The 19,165-nt window shown below is 36.3% G+C and carries 19 protein-coding genes, 1 other RNA gene and 1 pseudogene; 13 read left to right on the top strand and 8 right to left on the bottom strand.

From position 1 onward, the window contains the following. Positions 1–46: 46 nt before the first annotated feature. Positions 47–436, top strand: a complete 390-nt coding sequence (locus tag HSP_RS0102865; RefSeq protein WP_007524210.1) for an H-NS family histone-like protein — start codon at positions 47–49, stop codon at positions 434–436. A 73-nt stretch (positions 437–509) separates the two neighbouring features. On the opposite strand, the gene HSP_RS0102870 is transcribed toward HSP_RS0102865, so the two are convergent. After that, on the bottom strand, positions 510–1,244 hold the full coding sequence (locus HSP_RS0102870) for a SanA/YdcF family protein (protein WP_231287865.1): 735 nt from the start codon (positions 1,242–1,244) through the stop codon (positions 510–512). A gap of 207 nt (positions 1,245–1,451) precedes the next feature. On the opposite strand from HSP_RS0102870, the gene metX reads away from it, so the two are divergent. From metX to HSP_RS0102900, 7 genes are all read left to right on the top strand, one after another. Then, on the top strand, positions 1,452–2,528 hold the full coding sequence (gene metX, locus HSP_RS0102875) for a homoserine O-acetyltransferase MetX (RefSeq protein WP_007524773.1): 1,077 nt from the start codon (positions 1,452–1,454) through the stop codon (positions 2,526–2,528). 78 nt (positions 2,529–2,606) lie between these two features. Continuing rightward, the gene (ftsB, locus tag HSP_RS0102880) at positions 2,607–2,885 is read left to right on the top strand and encodes a cell division protein FtsB (RefSeq protein ID WP_007524130.1); all 279 of its coding nucleotides are present in this window, start codon (positions 2,607–2,609) and stop codon (positions 2,883–2,885) included. Between the two features lie 3 nt (positions 2,886–2,888). Beyond that, on the top strand, positions 2,889–3,578 hold the full coding sequence (ispD, locus tag HSP_RS0102885; RefSeq protein ID WP_007525099.1) for a 2-C-methyl-D-erythritol 4-phosphate cytidylyltransferase: 690 nt from the start codon (positions 2,889–2,891) through the stop codon (positions 3,576–3,578). Beyond that, the gene (gene ispF / locus HSP_RS0102890) at positions 3,575–4,051 is read left to right on the top strand and encodes a 2-C-methyl-D-erythritol 2,4-cyclodiphosphate synthase (protein WP_007524935.1); all 477 of its coding nucleotides are present in this window, start codon (positions 3,575–3,577) and stop codon (positions 4,049–4,051) included. The genes ispD and ispF overlap by 4 nt, the downstream gene beginning before the upstream one ends. Positions 4,052–4,328: 277 nt before the next feature. Then, positions 4,329–4,426: signal recognition particle sRNA small type (gene ffs, locus HSP_RS11155), an RNA gene on the top strand. Positions 4,427–4,603: 177 nt separating this feature from the next. Next, on the top strand, positions 4,604–4,978 hold the full coding sequence (locus tag HSP_RS0102895; protein ID WP_007525277.1) for a YgiW/YdeI family stress tolerance OB fold protein: 375 nt from the start codon (positions 4,604–4,606) through the stop codon (positions 4,976–4,978). 100 nt (positions 4,979–5,078) lie between these two features. Beyond that, positions 5,079–5,561, top strand: coding sequence for a DMT family transporter (locus HSP_RS0102900; protein ID WP_007525186.1), 483 nt, complete (start codon positions 5,079–5,081; stop codon positions 5,559–5,561). A 95-nt stretch (positions 5,562–5,656) separates the two neighbouring features. On the opposite strand, the gene HSP_RS0102905 is transcribed toward HSP_RS0102900, so the two are convergent. Beyond that, positions 5,657–6,601: a hypothetical protein gene (locus tag HSP_RS0102905; protein ID WP_007524033.1), complete on the bottom strand. Its 945-nt coding sequence runs from the start codon at positions 6,599–6,601 to the stop codon at positions 5,657–5,659. Next, positions 6,601–7,584: a DUF485 domain-containing protein gene (locus HSP_RS0102910; RefSeq protein WP_010128364.1), complete on the bottom strand. Its 984-nt coding sequence runs from the start codon at positions 7,582–7,584 to the stop codon at positions 6,601–6,603. The genes HSP_RS0102905 and HSP_RS0102910 overlap by 1 nt, the downstream gene beginning before the upstream one ends. A gap of 256 nt (positions 7,585–7,840) precedes the next feature. Here HSP_RS0102910 and HSP_RS0102915 point away from each other — a divergent pair, with 256 nt between their 5' ends. From HSP_RS0102915 to HSP_RS0102925, 3 genes are all read left to right on the top strand, one after another. Next, a complete protein-coding gene (locus HSP_RS0102915; RefSeq protein ID WP_010128365.1) occupies positions 7,841–8,680 on the top strand; it encodes a hypothetical protein in 840 nt (279 codons plus the stop codon). A 26-nt stretch (positions 8,681–8,706) separates the two neighbouring features. After that, on the top strand, positions 8,707–10,269 hold the full coding sequence (locus HSP_RS0102920) for a DUF6630 family protein (protein WP_007524417.1): 1,563 nt from the start codon (positions 8,707–8,709) through the stop codon (positions 10,267–10,269). Positions 10,270–10,510: 241 nt separating this feature from the next. Further along, a complete protein-coding gene (locus HSP_RS0102925; RefSeq protein ID WP_007525398.1) occupies positions 10,511–11,446 on the top strand; it encodes a glycosyltransferase family 2 protein in 936 nt (311 codons plus the stop codon). Between the two features lie 73 nt (positions 11,447–11,519). On the opposite strand, the gene HSP_RS0102930 is transcribed toward HSP_RS0102925, so the two are convergent. Both HSP_RS0102930 and HSP_RS0102935 read right to left on the bottom strand, forming a co-directional pair. Next, the gene (locus HSP_RS0102930; RefSeq protein ID WP_007524335.1) at positions 11,520–13,250 is read right to left on the bottom strand and encodes a DUF4153 domain-containing protein; all 1,731 of its coding nucleotides are present in this window, start codon (positions 13,248–13,250) and stop codon (positions 11,520–11,522) included. A 125-nt stretch (positions 13,251–13,375) separates the two neighbouring features. Further along, positions 13,376–15,157: a DUF4153 domain-containing protein gene (locus HSP_RS0102935; RefSeq protein WP_007525066.1), complete on the bottom strand. Its 1,782-nt coding sequence runs from the start codon at positions 15,155–15,157 to the stop codon at positions 13,376–13,378. A 202-nt stretch (positions 15,158–15,359) separates the two neighbouring features. Here HSP_RS0102935 and HSP_RS0102940 point away from each other — a divergent pair, with 202 nt between their 5' ends. Further along, positions 15,360–16,133, top strand: coding sequence for a TOBE domain-containing protein (locus tag HSP_RS0102940; protein ID WP_007525248.1), 774 nt, complete (start codon positions 15,360–15,362; stop codon positions 16,131–16,133). 125 nt (positions 16,134–16,258) lie between these two features. On the opposite strand, the gene HSP_RS0102945 is transcribed toward HSP_RS0102940, so the two are convergent. After that, a complete protein-coding gene (locus HSP_RS0102945) occupies positions 16,259–16,876 on the bottom strand; it encodes a cation diffusion facilitator family transporter (RefSeq protein WP_007524750.1) in 618 nt (205 codons plus the stop codon). Between the two features lie 85 nt (positions 16,877–16,961). Between HSP_RS0102945 and HSP_RS0102950 the strand changes: the two genes are divergently transcribed. Further along, positions 16,962–17,345, top strand: coding sequence for a MerR family transcriptional regulator (locus HSP_RS0102950; RefSeq protein ID WP_007524922.1), 384 nt, complete (start codon positions 16,962–16,964; stop codon positions 17,343–17,345). Between the two features lie 129 nt (positions 17,346–17,474). Here the strand turns inward: HSP_RS0102950 and HSP_RS0102955 are convergent. After that, a pseudogene (locus HSP_RS0102955) lies at positions 17,475–18,380 on the bottom strand (IS256 family transposase, variant Zn-binding type); the annotation flags it as partial. Positions 18,381–18,530: 150 nt separating this feature from the next. After that, positions 18,531–19,157 carry a uracil phosphoribosyltransferase gene (gene upp / locus HSP_RS0102960; protein WP_007524132.1) on the bottom strand — a complete coding sequence of 209 codons (627 nt, stop codon included), beginning with the start codon at positions 19,155–19,157 and terminating at the stop codon, positions 18,531–18,533. Between the last annotated feature and the right edge of the window lie 8 nt (positions 19,158–19,165).

Raw genomic sequence — 19,165 nt, forward strand, 5'->3', positions numbered from 1 at the left:
AGCTTATTAGATATAACATCTAAATTATTATTTACAGGAGCATACAATGTCTGATTTAAATAAATTCTCTAATCTTCGCACATTACGTGCACTCGCTCGTGAAGCAACATTAGAACAGCTTGAAGCATTACTTGAAAAAGTACAAACCGTTGTTACCAAAAAGCGTGAAGAAATCAAAGCACAAGAAGCTGAAAATGCAAAATTCTTAGAAGGCTTAAATAAATATAAAGAAATGTTAGAAAAAGATGGCATTTCAGCGGAAGATTTAGTTGCATTATTAGGTGGCAAACAAGAAGTAAAAACGCGTAAACCACGTAAACCTTTAGCGCCAAAATACAAATTTATTGATGCCAATGGCAACGAAAAAACTTGGACTGGTCAAGGCCGTACCCCTCGCGAATTAGTCGGTAAAGATTTATCTAAATTTGCAATCTAATTTCTAAATGAATCATTAAAAATGAAAAAGAACAATGTATTTGAATATACATTGTTCTTTTTTTATTACTGACCTATTTGTCTTCAGAAATCTTTGTTGATGTCGTTGCTGGCAATATAGCTTCCCCAACCTTTTCTAAGGTTTCTGGCTTGACGCCCGAAACATAATCCCAGATCATGCCAATTCTCGCAAGAATCTCCCTCAAGCGAACTTTAATATGCCCTTCTGGATATTTTGCAGCAAAACACACAGCATCAATATTATGTGTTTTCGCAATAAATAATGCTCGTTCACAATGAAATTCTTGCGTAATAATCACAAACGGTTGGAGATGATAAACCTCCGCTGCCCGAACAACTGAATCTAATGTGCGATAACCTGCAAAGTCTTGTGAAAGATCTACATTTTGCACTCCCATTCGGCGCAAATCTAAGCTCATCGTTTTGGGTTCATTATAATAAGGGGTTTTATTATCGCCACTTAATAATAATTTTTTTACTTTTCCTTTTTTATATAATTCCAATGCTGTTTCTAGTCGGTATTTATAATATAAATTCGGTGTACCTTTCGCATAATATTTTGCAGTGCCTAATACTAGCGCATTTTCATAATTAGGAAGCGATTTTATATCAGTGTAGATTTTATCGCGCACGATATAACCGGTTAAAAAATCCGCTAATAACAGCAAGATAACCGCACTAATATTTAGCCCTATTACCCATTTTATTATCCGTTGTAGTAGCCTTGTACGCTTTAACCACTGGATAAATTCCGGCAAAATTTGAAATCGTTTTTTTCTCTCAGTCATGCGTTAAAATCAAGGGAGTCAATAGACTTCATTGTCGTTAGATCAATTAGCATAACGATCATTTTTAAAATTACAAGCTTAAAATTAGAATGCTAGACGTTTAGACGTCTAAAATTTCTTGACAATGGTTCGTTCTCTCGTTACCTTACCGCATAAGATTTTTCATGGCATAGCGCTCTTGCTGCATATAAAGGTATCGACAAACTCATGGCTCACACGCTCACTCTGTTTAAAGACAAACCACTCTCGCTAACCTTAGGCGGAACGCTTTCTCCCGTTGACGTTGCTTATCAAACTTATGGTCAACTGAATGCCGATAAAAGCAATGCTGTTTTGCTATGCCATGCACTCACTGGTGATGCTGAACCTTATTTTGATAATGCCAATAAAGGCTGGTGGCAAGATTTTATTGGGCCAGGTTTAGCCTTCGATACCAATCAATATTTTTTCATCTGCTCTAACGTATTAGGTGGATGCAAAGGTACCACAGGGCCGGCTTCTATTAACCCTCAAACTGGCAAACCTTATGGTAGCCAATTTCCGATCATTACCGTACAAGATATTGTTAATGTACAAAAAGCCTTAATTGATGCACTAGAGATTCCCCATTTACATTGTGTTGCAGGCGGTTCTTTCGGTGGCATGCAAGCAACGCAATGGGCTATTTCTTACCCCGATTTTGTGAGTAACATTATCAATCTTTGCTCTTCTTTAACGCTAAGTGCCGAAGCTATTGGTTTTAATCACGTGATGCGCCAAGCTATTATTAATGACCCTTATTTTAATCAGGGCGATTATTATGAAGGGCAATCACCAGACAATGGCTTAAAAATTGCACGTATGTTAGGAATGCTGACTTATCGTACAGACGTACAGCTTGCTCGTGCATTTGGACGAGAAATGAAACAGCAATCCGCTATTTGGGGCGACTATTTCCAAGTAGAATCTTATCTAAGCTATCAAGGGGTAAAATTCTTAGATCGCTTTGATGCCAATACTTACTTAAGATTGCTCCGCGCATTAGATCTTTATGAACCTAGCCTTGGTTATGCTAACGAAAAAGCTGCACTTTCTCGCATTAAAGCAAACTATACTTTAGTTGGCGTGACTAGCGATCAGCTCTTTAAACAAGTCGATTTGCATAAAAGTAAACAAGCCTTGGAAGAAGCCGGTGTCAATGTACATTATTCCGAATTTCACTCAACATTTGGACACGATGCCTTCTTGGTTGATTACGACTTTTTTGAACCAATGATTCGCCAAGCACTTGCCCAATCTGCTTAAATTTACAAATGAAAGGTTTGCTTTTTGCAAATTCACGGTAAAATTTGACCGCTTACAAATCATTATTTAGAGAAGAATATGCGTTTACTTATTGTTTTTTTTATCGGTTTATTAGCCTTTTTCCAATATAGCTTTTGGTTTGGCAAAAATGGTTGGCTAGAATATCAAGAAATGAAAACCACTGTCGCGACATTAAAAGCAGAAAATGAAAAATTAACTGCCCGTAATAACTTAATTGAAGCAGAAATTCATGACTTAAAAACGGGTGTAAATGCACTAGAAGAACGCGCTCGCCTTGAACGTGAGATGGTCAAACAAGATGAAGTCTTCTATCGTATTGTCCCTAAACAGAACTAATTTATGAACACTCGTAACATTGTCGCCATTATTCCAGCATCTGGCGTTGGTAGCCGAATGAAGGCAGATCGTCCAAAACAATATCTTCGATTATTAAACAAAACTATTCTCGAACATACGCTAGATATTTTTTTATCACATCCTGAAATTAGCAAAGTGATTGTCGCCATCTCCCCCGAAGATCCTTATTATCAAGAAATTGACTTACTTAAATCAGAAAAGATAAAAGTGGTTTTTGGTGGCGAAACTCGTGCAAAATCGGTTTATAACGCATTAAAATGCCTATCCTCCAATGATTGGGCTTTAGTGCATGATGCGGCAAGGCCTTGCCTCAAGCGGTCTGATTTAGATAAACTTTTGCAAATCAACGATGAGCAAGGCGCGATTTTAGCCACGCCTGCGATAGATACCATTAAACGTGCTAATGGTGTGCAAATCTCACATACCGAAGATAGAGAAACACTTTGGCACGCACTAACGCCACAGTTTTTTCCTGCAAAACCATTAACCGAAGCACTAGAAGCAGCATTTTTAGCCAATGCAACCATTACTGATGAAGCGTCTGCCATGGAATTTGCAGGCATTCATCCTACATTAGTTGCTGGACGTAGTGATAATCTCAAAATTACCCGCCCTGAAGATTTAGCTTTGGCGGAATTCTATTTAACTCATCAAACGGAGAATAATTCATGATCAGAATTGGACACGGTTTTGACGTACATGCTTTCGGCGAAGACCGCCCACTTATTATTGGTGGCGTTGAAGTGCCTTATCATACTGGCTTTATTGCCCATAGCGATGGAGACGTTGCCTTACATGCACTGACTGATGCCCTATTAGGTGCCGTCGCTTTAGGCGATATTGGCAAGTTATTCCCAGATACAGATATGCAATATAAAAATGCTGACAGCCGTAAATTATTGATTGAGGCCTACCGTCAAGTGCTAGCCACTGGGTATAAAGTGGGCAATGTAGATGTTACTATTATTGCGCAAGCACCTAAAATGCGCCCTTATATCGATCAAATGCGCCAAGCGATTGCAGAAGATTTGCAATGCGATATGAGCCAAGTCAATGTAAAAGCAACAACAACTGAGAAATTAGGTTTTACAGGTAGAAGTGAAGGCATTGCGTGTGAAGCGGTTGCATTATTAGTTAAACGCTAAGTCGCAACCAAAAAAAGGGCTAGTCATCTATGACTAGCCAATAAGGAAATATGAATAAAAATTCAATGTGATTTGGCGTTGGCACTTGCCAAATCACGAATCCATTATAAGCCTTATTGCTAGCTAACGATATAGTATTTCTTATAGTCAGACTTCCGACCTCTCTATTGCCCCCACTTGGATTTGCTCGATTTTCTGATTTAACGCTTGCCTTTTTAACTTAACCCCCTATAATAACAAGCCTTATATCGCGTTAACGATATAATTCTATGGGGCGTTATTGGTTCCTCGCAACAGGGTTTAGCTTACTTGATCAGGTTCGGAAGAAAGCAGTCTGGGTTAAATTTTCTGTGTGCCGAGGGTCGCTGGTAACGCCCCACCTTATTTCCTCTCCCTTACAAGCGGTTGCTTTTCATCAAAATTTTACTTTTTTAGCAAAAAATCTAGAAATTAAGAATTCTTTAAGATTTCTTTGGTTTAATACACCCAACGCAAACTTGCGGAGAAACTTAATTTAATTTAACTTAACTTAATCTATTTGAGGAAATCAACATGAAAAAAATCGTATTTACTACTTTACTAGCTTTCGCATCAACTTCAGCTTTTGCAGGTTTTAATGGTAACGCTAATAACAATCAAGGTGGTTTTCAAGCTAAAACTGCTGCACAAACAATGAGTGTTAAACAAGCATTATCGGCTGCTGATAACAGCATGGTCACTTTAGTTGGTAACATCACCCAACAAATCGATAACGACGAATACATTTTTACAGACGGTACAGCACGTATTAAAGTGGAAATTAAAAACCGCGTTTGGAATGGTTTAAATGTAAGCGAAAACGACAAAATTCGCATTACCGGTAAATTAGATAATGAAGCTTTTGAAAAAGCTGAAGTGGAAGTCTTCTCTGTTGAGAAAGCTAACTAAATTTGAAAAGTAGAATGACGGGTGCAAGCCCGTCATTTTTTTATTCATTTTATCTACTCGCTGATTGGAGATATAATGCTGGCATCTTACAGGAGTTTGTATGTATTTTATTTATCTACTTATTGCCTTTTTTGCCGGACTAGGCCTTGCCACGCAAGCAGCGATTAACAGTCAATTAGCCAAATCTATGGGTGATGAAGCCATTATTGCAGCTCTCATCTCTTTTGCTGTTGGCACCCTTTTCTTATTTGTCATTGCTTGGTGGAAAACGGATCTTTGGCAACATTTAAGCGCATTACCACAACAACCTGCTTGGAAATTTTTAGGTGGTATTCTGGGTGCTTTTGCCGTCTTTACTACCGTATTATTAGCGCCCAAATTAGGCATTAGTGTCATGCTATTTTTCATTATCATTGGGCAACTGATTTCATCTACCACGATTGACTATTTTGGCCTTATCGGTATGCCAACTCAGGCTATTTCGCCCGCAAAATGGATTGGTTTAACCATTATTGCTTTTGGGCTACTCTTCTACTTCTTCGGTGAAAAATGGCTATATTGGTTAAAATCCTTTTGGGTCTGAAAAAGAATAAGACGGCTTGGTTCTCTCACTCAAGCCGTCTTATTTACAAGCGGTCACTTTTTTCTAAAAATTTACCAATTGATGTTGCGAACTAGCTATTTCACTAACTGATATGGCATAACATGCTTTGTACACTTATCAGATAATCCTTGACCTTCTTCTGGATAATTTACCACATGCAACTCAAGCGTTTTCGGTGTGAAATTCGCCAATCTCACCCCAATAAAATTGCTATAATCACATTGCCCAATTTTAAATTCTTTCTGTTCATGCAAACTGATTTCACCTTTCATTTCTAACAAATTTAATGCGCTGTCGGTATAAAGACTTTGAATTTGTATCGCGCCATCTAATTCAGGAGAATTTGGAAAATGAAGTGATATATCAGATTTATCTTGCAACGCTGGATCAATACTATATTCAAAACTCGCGGCTTTGTCTGAGAGCATTGATTCAAGTGGATCCCCCTGATAATTACGCTGCATTCTTATTGGTTCATTTTTAGCAATCTGCCATTTCCCTTGTGGGGTATTGATGGTTTGATTTTTCACAGAGCAGACAAGTAACTCATAATCTTCAAAGTGAATGCTAGTTTCTTGTGCCTCTGCTTTTCGCTCAAAGGTCAAACCTTCCGTTAAACAACTTTGCCCATCTATTTCAAAAATCTCTGGTAAAGTGGCAGCACCAACAATTCCTTTAGGCATAATTGACTGACTATCCGCTAGATACAGAGAAAAACGATCTAACTTAAAAGGCCCCCATGAAAAATAACCAAGATCACCTTCCTCTGGAATAAAAATATTATCAATTTTATCCGAATCAGGATAACTTGATCGCATTGTCCCTACGGGGATATTCGCAATACCTTCTTTTGTGAAGTAATCTATTTCTTCTTGAGTCAATGCTTTTACCTGCAAACTCACATCTTCATATTTATATTGTTGGCGTTTATTCCAAGAAATTGCCACGCCAAATACCACTATGCATCCAAGCACAATGCTAAGTGCGACAACTAAAGGGTGATTTTTCATGTTTTCCATCAATTTCCTCTATTAAAATCTGGATCTTTCACTAACTGAAGGGGCAATACTTGTATTTTACATTCCTTTGAAATGGGATGTTGTTTATCATCACTTTCAAAATGCCAACGCGCGTTTTTTTCTGTTAGCTCAGTAATTAGAATGCTTGTAATGAGCTTATTATAACGACATTGCCCTAGCACAAAATCTTCTTGGCTGTTAATGCCATTACCATACATATTATAAATCGCTAAAATTGCTTTGGCTTGATTTTTGAGATCCGTAAAATAGGTTAAAATCTGAAGCGTATCCTTATCGTTTGCTAACGGAATTTGCAACCTTGGTGTCGTAAAACCGCCGTCATAACTGTAGGCTTGAGGCACCGCCAGACTAATTAACCCATCCTTGCTCCACAAGCCTGTATAACTGAGTTCTCGATTTTGATACGATACCATTTCGCCATTTAAACGGAAATTAGGCAAAATCACTTCACCTTCAGCGATATCACACGTCACTAAAGTAAAATCTGAATAATGCATTGACGGGCGTTTACCGCTGGTTCTTAAAAACTTAAATCCCCCTTTAGTTAAACACGGTTGTCCGTTAATAACGTATGTTTCGGGCATATTAGGCGCAGTTTCATAGTTAGCTGGCTCAACAAATCGCATATTCGAATCATTGATTGCTACCATATCACGATTTAATCCTAATTTATTTAACAAAAAACCGCCCCAACGAAAATAATTATTTTCTTCGGCAATCAATAATTCTGGAACAGCCGTATCTTCTGAGATATAAATTAACGCATTTTGAGGTAACGCCTCAACACCTGCTAAATAGGGTTTATCTTTTGATTGAACTGCTCGAAGTTCCCCTTCATGTGAGCGCGAAGGAAGCCAAACAAAAAATACGAAATAACTCAAAATGAATAACAGATAAACAACGCCAAACAATATGCCAATTACCCATAAAAATCTTTTCAGTGATGTCTTTAACCTTTGCATCCTAATATCTCTCTTAATCAATATATCTGTGTATGATGTTTTTCTAAGCGATAGCGCTAAACTTTCACTTTTTTGAATACATTTTTAATCTGTTTGCCTTATAAAAAAGCGAGATTATTTCACTACACTTTAAAACCTATTAAAATTAGTATAACATTTAAATCAACTATTTACCCAACTTAAACAAGTAGTTATTTTTCAGCGTTTTTTACAAAACATTTATTAAATCCGACCGCTTGTGATAAAAGGAACGACTATGCATAAATTTTTACTTACTGCCCTTCTCGCCAGCCTTTCTACCTCTGCTTTCGCACTTTTCCCTGTGCAAACTGATTGGCAAGCGAATCACTTACAAGGCAAAGTGAAATCTGTTATTTCACATTCGGAAGATAATCCTGAAGCGGCAGAAGGAGAGGTGGTCACGAACGATGTTCGTCAATTTTATAACGAACAAGGTTTCTTAATTAAAACTGAAGATGTTACTGGCGAGTCTGAACATTTCGATAAAACGACTGCGAATTATCGATATGATCAAAACAATCGATTAGAAGAAATTCGTTACGATATCTATAAAGAGACTCATGGAAGACTCTACCGCTATCAAGAAAACAGCGATGGTTCGGGTATCATTTTAGAAATCACCTATGTAGGCAAAAAGCCGAAAAAGCCGAACTTCCAAGAAGATTACATCAAAAGAGTTTATGACAAAGATGGCAAACTCATCTCTGAAGCTGTTTATTATGCAAAACTTATTGACGGCCATGCGAAAAAATTCCATTACAAGGACGATAAACTCATCAAAGCTTGTGACTTTGATGACAATGGAAAAGAAAGTAATTGCGAAACTTATCGTTATCTCGAAAATGGCGACTTTGTACATAACACGTCTTTTAATGAGGGACGAGCAGATTTTACTTATGACAAAAATCACAATGAATTAAAACGCCAAATTTTTGACAAACACGGAAAATTGGAAGAAACCCTCACAACGCGTCATAAATTTGATCAACACGGTAATGTGATTGAAAGCATTATGTATGATGAAAAAGGCATATGGTTAGATAAAACCACAAAGAAATATGAATATTATGAATAATCTCTTTTAAACTGAGCATTTTTATTATGTTTTTTAAATCTAAACAACACGCTGATAAATTAGACCAAACATTAACAACCAAACTGGACAAAATCTTTCAATATTTTAAGGCGAAAGAAGAACCACCTGAGAGGTTGTTTGCCCGAAATCACAAAGTTGCGCCAATGGCAATCGCAACCTATTGGCATTATGGTAAAGCCAATTTAGATGAATCTGAATTGCTAGAAAATACGGGATTATCTGATTTATACCAACCTCTAGAGTTGCTTCTGACAAAAACAATGAAACTGCCTTGCATTACGCGCATAGAATTTGAAGAAGAAAATTGGGTTCAATTATTTCTTTCTATTGATTTTAAATTAAACCCAACAGATAGCTCACTTTTTAGAGTTTTTATTTTTCCCGATCAGGATAGCTTCGTTTTCGCCGAAACGGATCAAGCGAACAACCTTTTTCAGAGTATGATACAGGCAAAGCCATTTAATCAACATAGTCCACATTATGAGCAATTTTTATCCTCAGTTAATGCCGTGTTTAATGCGATTGAAAAGCCAGAAGATTTCTCTCTATTAGATCAAAAACTCGCAAAAATTGAACGTTATCTTCAAACGCAACAAGATGGATGTATCGACGTCAAAAACACCCTCTTTGAAACGCCTATCCATGCCTATCAATTTTACTATTCCGACAATTGGGATGATTATTCCAAAGAAAAATTTAAGGAATTAGATTTTGGCGGCGACATGTATGATTTACAAAGCCAATTCTGTAACCCAATGGGATTCGTACCTGCTTCTCGAGAAGAATTTTTTAATGGTTCTGGCTATTCTTTTTTAAATATTGGGTTCGGCATAAAACCGCATAAGGAATATGAACATATTATTAAAGAAACTGAATTTGAATTTCCGCAAAGAATTGAGTTATTTGCTGGGCAACCTATTAGAGATGCCGCATATTCATTACAACATGCTGATAAGCTTTTTATTTCTAATTTAATGGCAGCGATTTATTATGCCAAACCGCTTGATGAACAACATTACAAGTTTGCTTTGTTAAAACAAGCCGTCGATTTGATTTGCGATAGCATTGACAGACGTGAAACTGAAATCAATCAAGAAGCCTTATTTGATGAATTAATTACGTTGCTTGAAACGAAAAAATACATCAAAGCAAAATATATTAAGCAAGTTAAAAGCCTCTATAAATGGCTAAATAAAGACCTTGAAAAATGTCGAGAGAAAATGATCGCATTTGGTGATATCTATGAGGACGAAGATTTCGATGAAGAATATGCTAAATTAGAACTTATCAGAAGTTATCTACATTGCTACCAAGATGACTGGAAAATTGATTATGACTCACTCAATCATTTTCTTTCTGAGTCTCTTGAACAAACTTTCGAAATCACTTTCGAAGAGGCAAAGCATGAGTTTGCACGTATTAAGGCTAAAGTAGAAGAAAAAAGTGATTATACTTTGCTTTATGTTGATACGGGTTCTGATAATTTCTATTGCTTAGTTTGCCCAAAATCAGCCGCGCCTCGCATAATAGAAATTGCAGATATATTAAATTTACCTATCAACCATTAAGTTATAGATAAGAAAACTGCCTAGCAGCAATAAAGAGTGGTTGGTTTTGACTGCGTTTTTGCAAAATAGTGAATAAATCTAACCGCTTGTAAAAAGCTATTGCCCTTTATTTGAAATAACTTTTCCGCTTGTTATCGCTATGATATATAAATTTTAGAACTATCAGAACAATTCATAAAATCAGCTGTCGTATGTTAGTAATTTGATTAAAATCAAACTTTTAAGAAATAGTAACTAACACATGAAATTAGCTGTCATTTTACCGGCATACAATGCAGAAGCTTATCTAGCTGAATGTTTAGATTCCTTGTTGAATCAAACATTTCAGGATTTTTGTATTCTCGCAATTAATGATGCCTCAATAGATAATACAAGTAAAATTCTTGAATCTTATGCAAAAATAGACCCTCGTTTGCGTGTTTATCATTTCACTCAGAATCAAGGGGAACCCTCAGCAGGGAAATTAGCAAAAGATATACTTAACTATATGAATGTTGAATATGTTGCCCGTATGGATGCCGATGATATTTGTGCGCCCCACCGTTTTGAAAAGCAAATTCAATATTTAGAGAATCATCCTGAAATTGATATTTTAGGAAGCAATGCTGTGCTCTTTAATCATGAGCAGACAGATAAATCACCTGCGATTAGTGATCTCCCTCTTTTAGATAAAGATATAAAAGCACATTTTTCTTTAGCCCGTGGCCATATGATTAACCCATCTGTAATGTGGCGACATTCAAGTATCAAAGAGTTAGGGCTTAATTATGCACAAACCTCTACTGCGCCCGATTTTCATATGTGGATACAATGTGCATTAAACGGAAAAACATTTGCGAACTTGCCTGAACCTCTATTATTTTATCGGGTACATTCAGAACAAGAAAGCCAAAAGCGCGCGAAATTAAGCGAGGCGGTTCAATATTCTATGGAGTTATGGATACATCATTTATTTCCAGAATTACAATCTCAAGAAGTGAGTTTACTCAGTCGCATACTGCATGAAAAATCAATTAGATTAACCACTGAAGAGTTTGAAATTGCCTTTTCGGCTTATGACAAAGTTCGCGCTAATCATGGGCCTTCAAGATTTGGCGAAGATCGCGAAACGATGTTTAGTATTTTAGATAAACATACGCAATTTTTGAAAAATGTGTTCTATGAAAATATTGCTTAATCTTTAAAGCGGTCATTTTTCTCAAGTTTTTTACAAAATTTAAGGGAATGTTCATACATTCCCTTATTATTTCTTACTTTTCTAGCAATACCTCAGCTTCCATACTTTGAAATATATAGCCCTGGCCTGGCACAAACGTAATATTTAATCGAGATAAATAAATCTTAAATTGTGGTTGATCTATCACAAGTAAGTTTTCTTTCAGCTTATCTAAATCCTCTTTTTTTTGAAATTGCATCGGATCAAGTCCATGGCGTTTCATCTGCGTATGAATATAGGTATCTAAATCAAGACAATAATTTTCTTTATCCCAACAAAAGAACGCTTCGTTTGGTTCATTCTTCACACGATAGCTATAATGCCCATTTAAATAAAGATTTCGATAATCTTTTATATTTAATGGCTTATCATAACCTTGTCGGAATTCATAATTTGACACTTCACTCTCTTCGAATAAGAGCACTTGATTGTCTTCAATATACATCGTTAATAAGTAGTATGCCGAAGGTCCATACTGCGCAATAAATGCGGCTTCTTTATCATACTTATACCAATCAACTCGATCTGCTGGTTTAGGCATCTCATTGACCAAATAATCTTTAGTGGATTTCAAGTTTTGCCAATCACCCAATGCTACACTGCTAATATTCTCTAAGCGCGAGCGTATTTCATATACTGATTTTAATTTACCTTGTTCATCACGTAAATTAAGCTTATCCAATAACGCAACAAAGCGTTCTGTTTGACTTTGATAGGCTATTTGAGTGGGATTGCTAAGCCAAGTGATGCTGCAAATAAACAACATGGCTATGACTGAAATCAACCGATACTGACGAATTTTAGGTATCATTAATATCAAATAAGCGAGTGAAAGTGCGATACTCATCGCCACTAAGTAAATTCGCGAAACGGTTAATGCATATGTAGCAATTCGAACTTCAACCGCCATCCAAAGTAAGCCTAAAGGAATAATCGCTAAATAAGGATAAATATTAAAAAAACGATGCCAGCGAGGTCTGCTTTGAGGAAGCATTCTTAATAGACATACCACCAAACCAAGGAGTAAGTAAGGCAAGACAATACCCGCTACAGCACCATCCGGCAGGTGTCTATTACTTAAAATAACACCGACATAAACGTAAAGCAGTATCGTAAAAATAATTAACGCGGGGCCTAAAATAAAATTGTTGAGGATCTCAAAAATAGGTGAAACAGTGATTTCTTCTCGCGATTGAGACTGTTCAAATAATAAGAAAAACAATGGGATGCAAAGATATGCCCAAAATAAACTCATTTTGGTATAAACCGATAAATCCCAACTAATTCCAAGCAATACATTACTCCAAGAAAGCAGTGTAGCTGAAAGGCCAATAATGATGCCGCCAGCAATAAAAGCTAAGATGAGATGCAATAGCACTTTAAAATGATGATAAACAAAAGTTTGATTGTTTTTGACAAATGGAAAGCTACACAAAGCAATCAACATGATTCCTGTAGCCCCCCAGAACTGAGCGCTATAAAAGTAAAATTCTGCAAAGTCATTCGTTTGCCAAACAACAAGACAGACTAAAATAGGAACAATCCATGAAAAATAATAAAAACGATAAGGGCGGGTTAAATAAATAAAAGCAAAGAGCATCGGCTCAAACATCCAATAACCGAAATGCTCACCGCCGCGCACACTGGTATCCATCATCAATAATGGGATTGCATAAGCAATCACCATCACAATTTCTATCGGATGGCGCATAACCATTGCATTTAAACGGTGCTGCAGCTGTTGAAAAAAGTGGGTTATAGACATAAATCTCCTTAATTTATCCACGCTTCATCTATCCTGTTCTAAATAGTCCGGATATTACAAGCGGTCATTTTTAGCTAATTTTTTGCAAAAACGCTGTGAAACATCACAGCGTTTTAAATTTACGGCTACTTATCAAAAATAGCTTTTGTATATGTTCGATTATAGTAATAACCGCTTTCTGGTCTAAATTTCACTTCAAGCTCACTTAAATAAATCGTAAAGCTTGGTCCATCAATTTTTAATAAATCTTGACTAAGTGATTCAAGCTCAGTTTTAGAAATTCTTTTCATCGGGTCTAGCTGATGTTCTTTGAATACTTTATGAATATGTTCATCCATATTGGTACAATATCTGTCGTGATCTTCAATAAAACAAACCTCTTGTTTCTCTTCTTGTTTATCCTCGCTTTCATCAGATTTCATATAAGCCCGAGGCTCTAGACGATAGAATGAATATGTCGGCACTCGAATCCATTTTTTATACGAAGTCACATCAATCGATTCCCATTCAAATGTAACTTTAGTAATAAAATTATTTTCTGGGGTGCTAATACTTTCATCATTGAAGCGAATCTCATCACCATAAATGTAGAATGTAAAAAGTTCTTCGGATTTTTTGCCATATTTCTGCTTAAATGCCTCTTTTCTTTCTTCGAAAGGAGGTTCTCCATAAGATTTAATCTCCATTCGATAAAGCAAATAATCTGATACTTTATCTAATTCATCCCAATCTTTAAGATCGCTTTTCGGCATATTCTCTAAACGTTCGACAAAATCTACATCATCACGAATTTTGCCTGAACCATCTGATAAATTAAGTTTTTTCAATAACTGTTCAAAACGCACGGTTTGGCTTTGGTAAGCAATTTCTTGTGGTTTAACAATCCAAGTCATAGCAAAAATTGCCACCATGACAACCCCAGAAATCAGGCGGTATTGACGTGCTTTTGGCACAATCAGGATCGCATAAGCAATCGTAATCGCGGTAGCCAAGGCCACTAAATAAATTCGTGGTTCAGTCCAAGCATAGGCACTAATACGGCGATCAATCGCCAACCATAACAACACGATTGGCACAATAGCAAGATATGGATAGAACTTAAAGAAAGTTTCCCAACGGGCTTTAGCACAAATAGAACGTAGTGCATATACACCTAAACCGCCAAGCAAATAAGGCAAGGTAATATTCGCCAACATCCCTTTTGGTAATACGCCTTCAAAAATAATTCGCACAACATAAGCATAAAGCAACACCGTGAAAATCATCAATGCTGATGCTAATACGAAATTAACTAAAATTTCAGAAATGCGATCTAACGTCATTTCCGATTTAGCTTGGCGTTGTTCGAATACTAAGAAAAAGAGTGGCTGAGTAAAAATGCCTAAAGAAGTATAAAAATGCTGGTAGAAGCTATCAGAAAACTCGACATTAAAGAGTGTTGTAATCGTAAATAAAATAGCCGCGACTAATCCAAACACCAACAACCATACCATTGTCGCTAAGCCAAGATGGAATAGATTGGTAAAATTACGGTAGGTAAACCCTTTATTATTTTTTTCAAATGGGAAACCTAATAACACCAGTAACGCAATAAAACTTGCGCCCCAAAATTTTGAGCTCGTGAGATAAAAATCAGCATTATCATTAGTCATCCCAATAATAGCGATCGCCACTAATGGCACAATCCATGAAAAACGATACCAAGAATATGGGCGAGAGAGATAAACAAAGATAAATAACATTGGCTCAAATACCCAATAAGCCAAATGTTCACCTTTATGAGTCCCTAATTCCATAAACCAAATTCCAATTGCAAATGCACTAATTAGAAAAATTTCAATCGGATGTGTAGATACAGCACTTTTTATTTGTGCTTTAGTATTTCCTAAAAATGTTGAAATAGACATAAGCATTATTCCTAGTGAGATTATCGGATACTTGAGCTTAATTTAACGAAAAAATTTTCACTTTGCAACAAATTTTAAAGTGTAAAGCTATAATTTACAAAATTAACTTTGCAATTATCCTCTGAAAGACAAAAACGACATGGAAAAACCCTGCATTTTTAAGCTAAAATGAGAATGATTTTTTCCTAAACATAGAAAGACTATGACGACCTTAGCAGAAATCCTACTTACCATAAAATTGCAGAATGCGCTCTTTATTGACCCCAAACGCATTCGATTGCTTAAAGAAATTCAGGCTTGTGGTTCAATTAACCAAGCAGCAAAGAATGCTCAAGTGAGTTATAAAAGCGCATGGGATCATCTAGAAGCCATGAATAACATTAGCCCAAAACCACTGTTAGAAAGAAATATTGGTGGGAAAAATGGGGGTGGGACGTCATTAACTCCCTACGCAAAACGCCTGTTACAACTCTATGATTTACTTGAAAAAACGCAGGCGCATGCTTTTGAAATTCTACAAGATGAATCTATTCCACTTGATAGCTTGCTTGCTGCCACGAATAAATTCTCTCTGCAAAGTAGTGCTCGTAATCAATTTGTGGGTAAAGTGAGTAAACTAGCGTTAAAAGCCAACTATTGTTTGGTAGAAGTTTCTATTGCTGAACTCTCTCACCCATTACAAGTGTCTATTACCTCGCGTAGTGCAGAACGTTTAGGCCTATCTTTAGGCAAAGAAGTCGTCGCTATGTTTAAAGCCCCATGGTTAAACATTCAGGATAAAGCTGAAGAAAATATTGCTAATCAGTTCCCTGCTACGATTATTTCTATTTCGCCAGAAGAGGTATTGCTCAAGCCAGAAGGCAGTGACACAATACTTTGTGCAAGCTTAAAAAACGGCTCATTTTGGCAAGTAGGACAAGCAGTTTGGGTTAAGGTGGCACCAGAACAAATCATTTTAGCAACCTTAGTTACATAAGTTTTTAAATGTAGGCAAAGTCTTGGTCGAGGGATTACAGATAGTAAACGGAATATGAAAATGCAAAACTGAGATACGATTTTGGTTTTTGAAGCCAAATAATCATCTATCAATCTAAGGTGGGGTTATCCCACCTTATTTTTTAATGCTAAACGGAATGTACCAATCCCGCTTTTTAATACCAGAATACTTAATATCATACTTGCTAGTGAATCAACCCATAACCATCCCATAAAATAGGCGCTTAGTCCCGAAAGAATGGCAATAATGGAGCCAAATAAATCGGTTAGTACATGCAGATAAGCCGCTTTGATATTGAGATTATCATGATCACTGTTCAACATCATCTTTGCAACGAGAAGATTTACCAATAATCCTAAAGATGCCACCCCAAGCATCGGTAATGCTATCATCTCGATGGGATTTTGCCAGCGTTGAATCGCTTCAACTAAAATCATCAATGCCACAACAATCAATGAGCCGCTATTAAGTAGGGCAATGTATCGTTGTTTTTGAGCGGATAGAAACAACGCTAACAAGGCTAAAAATAACGATAAGCTATCATTTGCCATGTGTCCCGCATCAGCCATGAGTGCCAAACTGTTAAACCAATAGCCGCCAACAAATTCGGCAACCATAAAGCCGGTAATGATGGCAAAACTGAGCGCTAAGATTTTTTTATCTTGTGGAATATGTTCATGAGATGAATGGTCATGATGTTCATGGGAACGGTGGTCGGACATAATGCTCCTCATTGTGTTTTTAATTAACTTGAGGTAAAGTATAAAGTCCGTAGGAACTACAAGGTCAAGGCTTGATTTTAAAAAAATGAAGATTCACGAACTCAGCAAACAAAGCGGTATTCATTTAGAAACCATTCGTTATTATGAAAAAATGGGTTTAATGCCGGAGCCTAAACGGCTGGCAAATGGTTATCGAGATTATGATGAAGCCAGTTTGAAGCAATTAAAATTTATTAAAACCTGCCGAACGTTAGATTTTAGTTTGGCCGAAATTAAGTATTTTAATGCATTGAAAACTCAGCAGTCTCAACATTGCGAAGTGGATAGCATGTTGGCGAAGCGTTTGGTTTCGGTTGAGGAAAAAATTGCCGAACTGACCGAAATTAAACATTTCCTACAAAGTTTAATTACCGAAGATGATCATCAAGCCGCAGATTGTAAAGCAATGGCAGAATTGGAAAAAGCTTGAAAACTGAGATGATATTTCACAAGCGGTCAGATTTTTAGAATTTTTGGCATAGTAGACAAAATAGTTGCTAATCCGTCAAAATCTATGCCATGTGGACAAAACAGTTGCTAATGTTTATTTTTTAAAATATTAGCAACTCTTTTTATTTAAAAAATCCTTTATAAACATAACTTTACGTTTTTTCGTTAATCCATTATGATTATTTAATTGACGCTTTAGATATTTAAATAATCCCTCTAGCCTATTTGTTGTATTTTCTATATTCATTTCAGTATGCTTTTCAAAGGTAAATAAATAATTCATATAATACTTCAAACTGGCATAAGCCCCTCTTACATTTCTATGTTTATAAGGAAAATAGCCTTTTTCATTTCCTTTATCACTTCTTTCTTTTAAAAAATCCTCATGCTTTATAAACCAAGCATATAAACGACGATAAAAGTCATTTTTTGAACTTTTTACCAATGATTTCGCAATTATTTTCAATTCTTTACCCGCTTGTGACTGATGTTTTTTCCTTAATTTTCGCATCACAATCGAGACCATATGAAACTGACACATCTGCACAGGAGTATTAAATAGCTCTTTCATTAGACCTCGCCTACCATCACAAGTAATTGATTGAATTATATAGCCTTTTTCTCTTAATCTATTTAATGCAAGTTTATAGTAGATATCTTTTTCCGTCCTTACAAAATGATATGAAACGACTTTATCTGTTTTTGAATCCATCATCACTAAAACACCAGAATAACGATGAAAAAAGGTCGTATCCATAATGATATTAAGGTATCGATTTTTAGGCTGATTTAAAGATGTTTTAGGGGCTTTATCAATATATCGTCGTATGGTTCTAACTGAACACTGATATTTTATCGCGAGCTGTTGATAGGTTTGTTTTCCAGAGGTGTAATCAGCCCAAATTTTAATAGGATCTAATTTGTTTTTTAGGATAAATGTTTTATGGCATTGATTACAAAAATAACGTTGGGCATTATTTTGCTTACCATGTTTCTTTATTCTTGCACTTTGGCAAAATGGACAGTTTTTTGTTCATATTTCAAAAATAGGGCTTAAAGCCTTGTACTATAAGGCTTTAAGCCACTTTTTAGCAACTATTTTGTCTACTATGCCGAATTTTTTGCAAATTCATCACAAAATCTGACCGCTTGCTATCAGGAAGAATTATTTTGTTCCGAAGATTTTATCGCCTGCATCACCTAAACCAGGAACAATATAGCCGTGTTCATTTAAGTGGCTATCGATTGATGCGGTATAAAGCTCAATATCTGGATGTGAATTTTTTAATGCTTCAATCCCTTCAGGCGCTGCCACTAACACCAATACTTTAATATGCTTACAACCTGCATCTTTAAGCAAATCAATAGTAGCAATCATCGAACCGCCAGTTGCTAACATCGGATCTACGATAATGGCTAAACGCTCTTCCACATCGTTAGCTAATTTTTTGAAATATGGAACTGGTTGCAAAGTTTCTTCATCACGGTAGATACCCACTACGCTAATACGCGCGCTTGGAATATGCTCTAACACCCCATCCATCATTCCAAGACCTGCACGTAAAATTGGTACCACAGTCACTTTTTTGCCTTTGATACGATTCACCGCAACCTTGCCACACCAACCATCAATTTCTACTAATTCGGTTTCCAAATCTTTAGTTGCTTCATAAGTTAACAAGCTACCTACTTCTGTCGCTAATTCACGGAAATCTTTAGTGCTAATGTCTGCTGCACGCATTAACCCTAATTTATGTTGAACAAGCGGGTGTTTTACCTCAACAATTTTCATATTTGACT

The sequence above is a fragment of the Haemophilus sputorum CCUG 13788 genome, assembly GCF_000238795.1.
Lineage (GTDB): Bacteria > Pseudomonadota > Gammaproteobacteria > Enterobacterales > Pasteurellaceae > Haemophilus_A > Haemophilus_A sputorum.

Bases quoted from the DNA above. Each gene is read 5' to 3' on its own strand.
- HSP_RS0102945 (WP_007524750.1), bottom strand. From the start codon at position 16,876: ATGTCCGACCACCGTTCCCATGAACATCATGACCATTCATCTCATGAA.
- ispF (WP_007524935.1), top strand. From the start codon at position 3,575: ATGATCAGAATTGGACACGGTTTTGACGTACATGCTTTCGGCGAAGAC.
- HSP_RS0102910 (WP_010128364.1), bottom strand. From the start codon at position 7,584: ATGCAAAGGTTAAAGACATCACTGAAAAGATTTTTATGGGTAATTGGC.
- upp (WP_007524132.1), bottom strand. From the start codon at position 19,157: ATGAAAATTGTTGAGGTAAAACACCCGCTTGTTCAACATAAATTAGGG.
- HSP_RS0102950 (WP_007524922.1), top strand. From the start codon at position 16,962: ATGAAGATTCACGAACTCAGCAAACAAAGCGGTATTCATTTAGAAACC.
- HSP_RS0102905 (WP_007524033.1), bottom strand. From the start codon at position 6,601: ATGGAAAACATGAAAAATCACCCTTTAGTTGTCGCACTTAGCATTGTG.
- HSP_RS0102935 (WP_007525066.1), bottom strand. From the start codon at position 15,157: ATGTCTATTTCAACATTTTTAGGAAATACTAAAGCACAAATAAAAAGT.
- metX (WP_007524773.1), top strand. From the start codon at position 1,452: ATGGCTCACACGCTCACTCTGTTTAAAGACAAACCACTCTCGCTAACC.
- ispD (WP_007525099.1), top strand. From the start codon at position 2,889: ATGAACACTCGTAACATTGTCGCCATTATTCCAGCATCTGGCGTTGGT.
- HSP_RS0102870 (WP_231287865.1), bottom strand. From the start codon at position 1,244: ATGACTGAGAGAAAAAAACGATTTCAAATTTTGCCGGAATTTATCCAG.
- HSP_RS0102895 (WP_007525277.1), top strand. From the start codon at position 4,604: ATGAAAAAAATCGTATTTACTACTTTACTAGCTTTCGCATCAACTTCA.
- HSP_RS0102940 (WP_007525248.1), top strand. From the start codon at position 15,360: ATGACGACCTTAGCAGAAATCCTACTTACCATAAAATTGCAGAATGCG.
- ftsB (WP_007524130.1), top strand. From the start codon at position 2,607: ATGCGTTTACTTATTGTTTTTTTTATCGGTTTATTAGCCTTTTTCCAA.
- HSP_RS0102900 (WP_007525186.1), top strand. From the start codon at position 5,079: ATGTATTTTATTTATCTACTTATTGCCTTTTTTGCCGGACTAGGCCTT.
- HSP_RS0102920 (WP_007524417.1), top strand. From the start codon at position 8,707: ATGTTTTTTAAATCTAAACAACACGCTGATAAATTAGACCAAACATTA.
- HSP_RS0102925 (WP_007525398.1), top strand. From the start codon at position 10,511: ATGAAATTAGCTGTCATTTTACCGGCATACAATGCAGAAGCTTATCTA.
- HSP_RS0102915 (WP_010128365.1), top strand. From the start codon at position 7,841: ATGCATAAATTTTTACTTACTGCCCTTCTCGCCAGCCTTTCTACCTCT.
- HSP_RS0102865 (WP_007524210.1), top strand. From the start codon at position 47: ATGTCTGATTTAAATAAATTCTCTAATCTTCGCACATTACGTGCACTC.
- HSP_RS0102930 (WP_007524335.1), bottom strand. From the start codon at position 13,250: ATGTCTATAACCCACTTTTTTCAACAGCTGCAGCACCGTTTAAATGCA.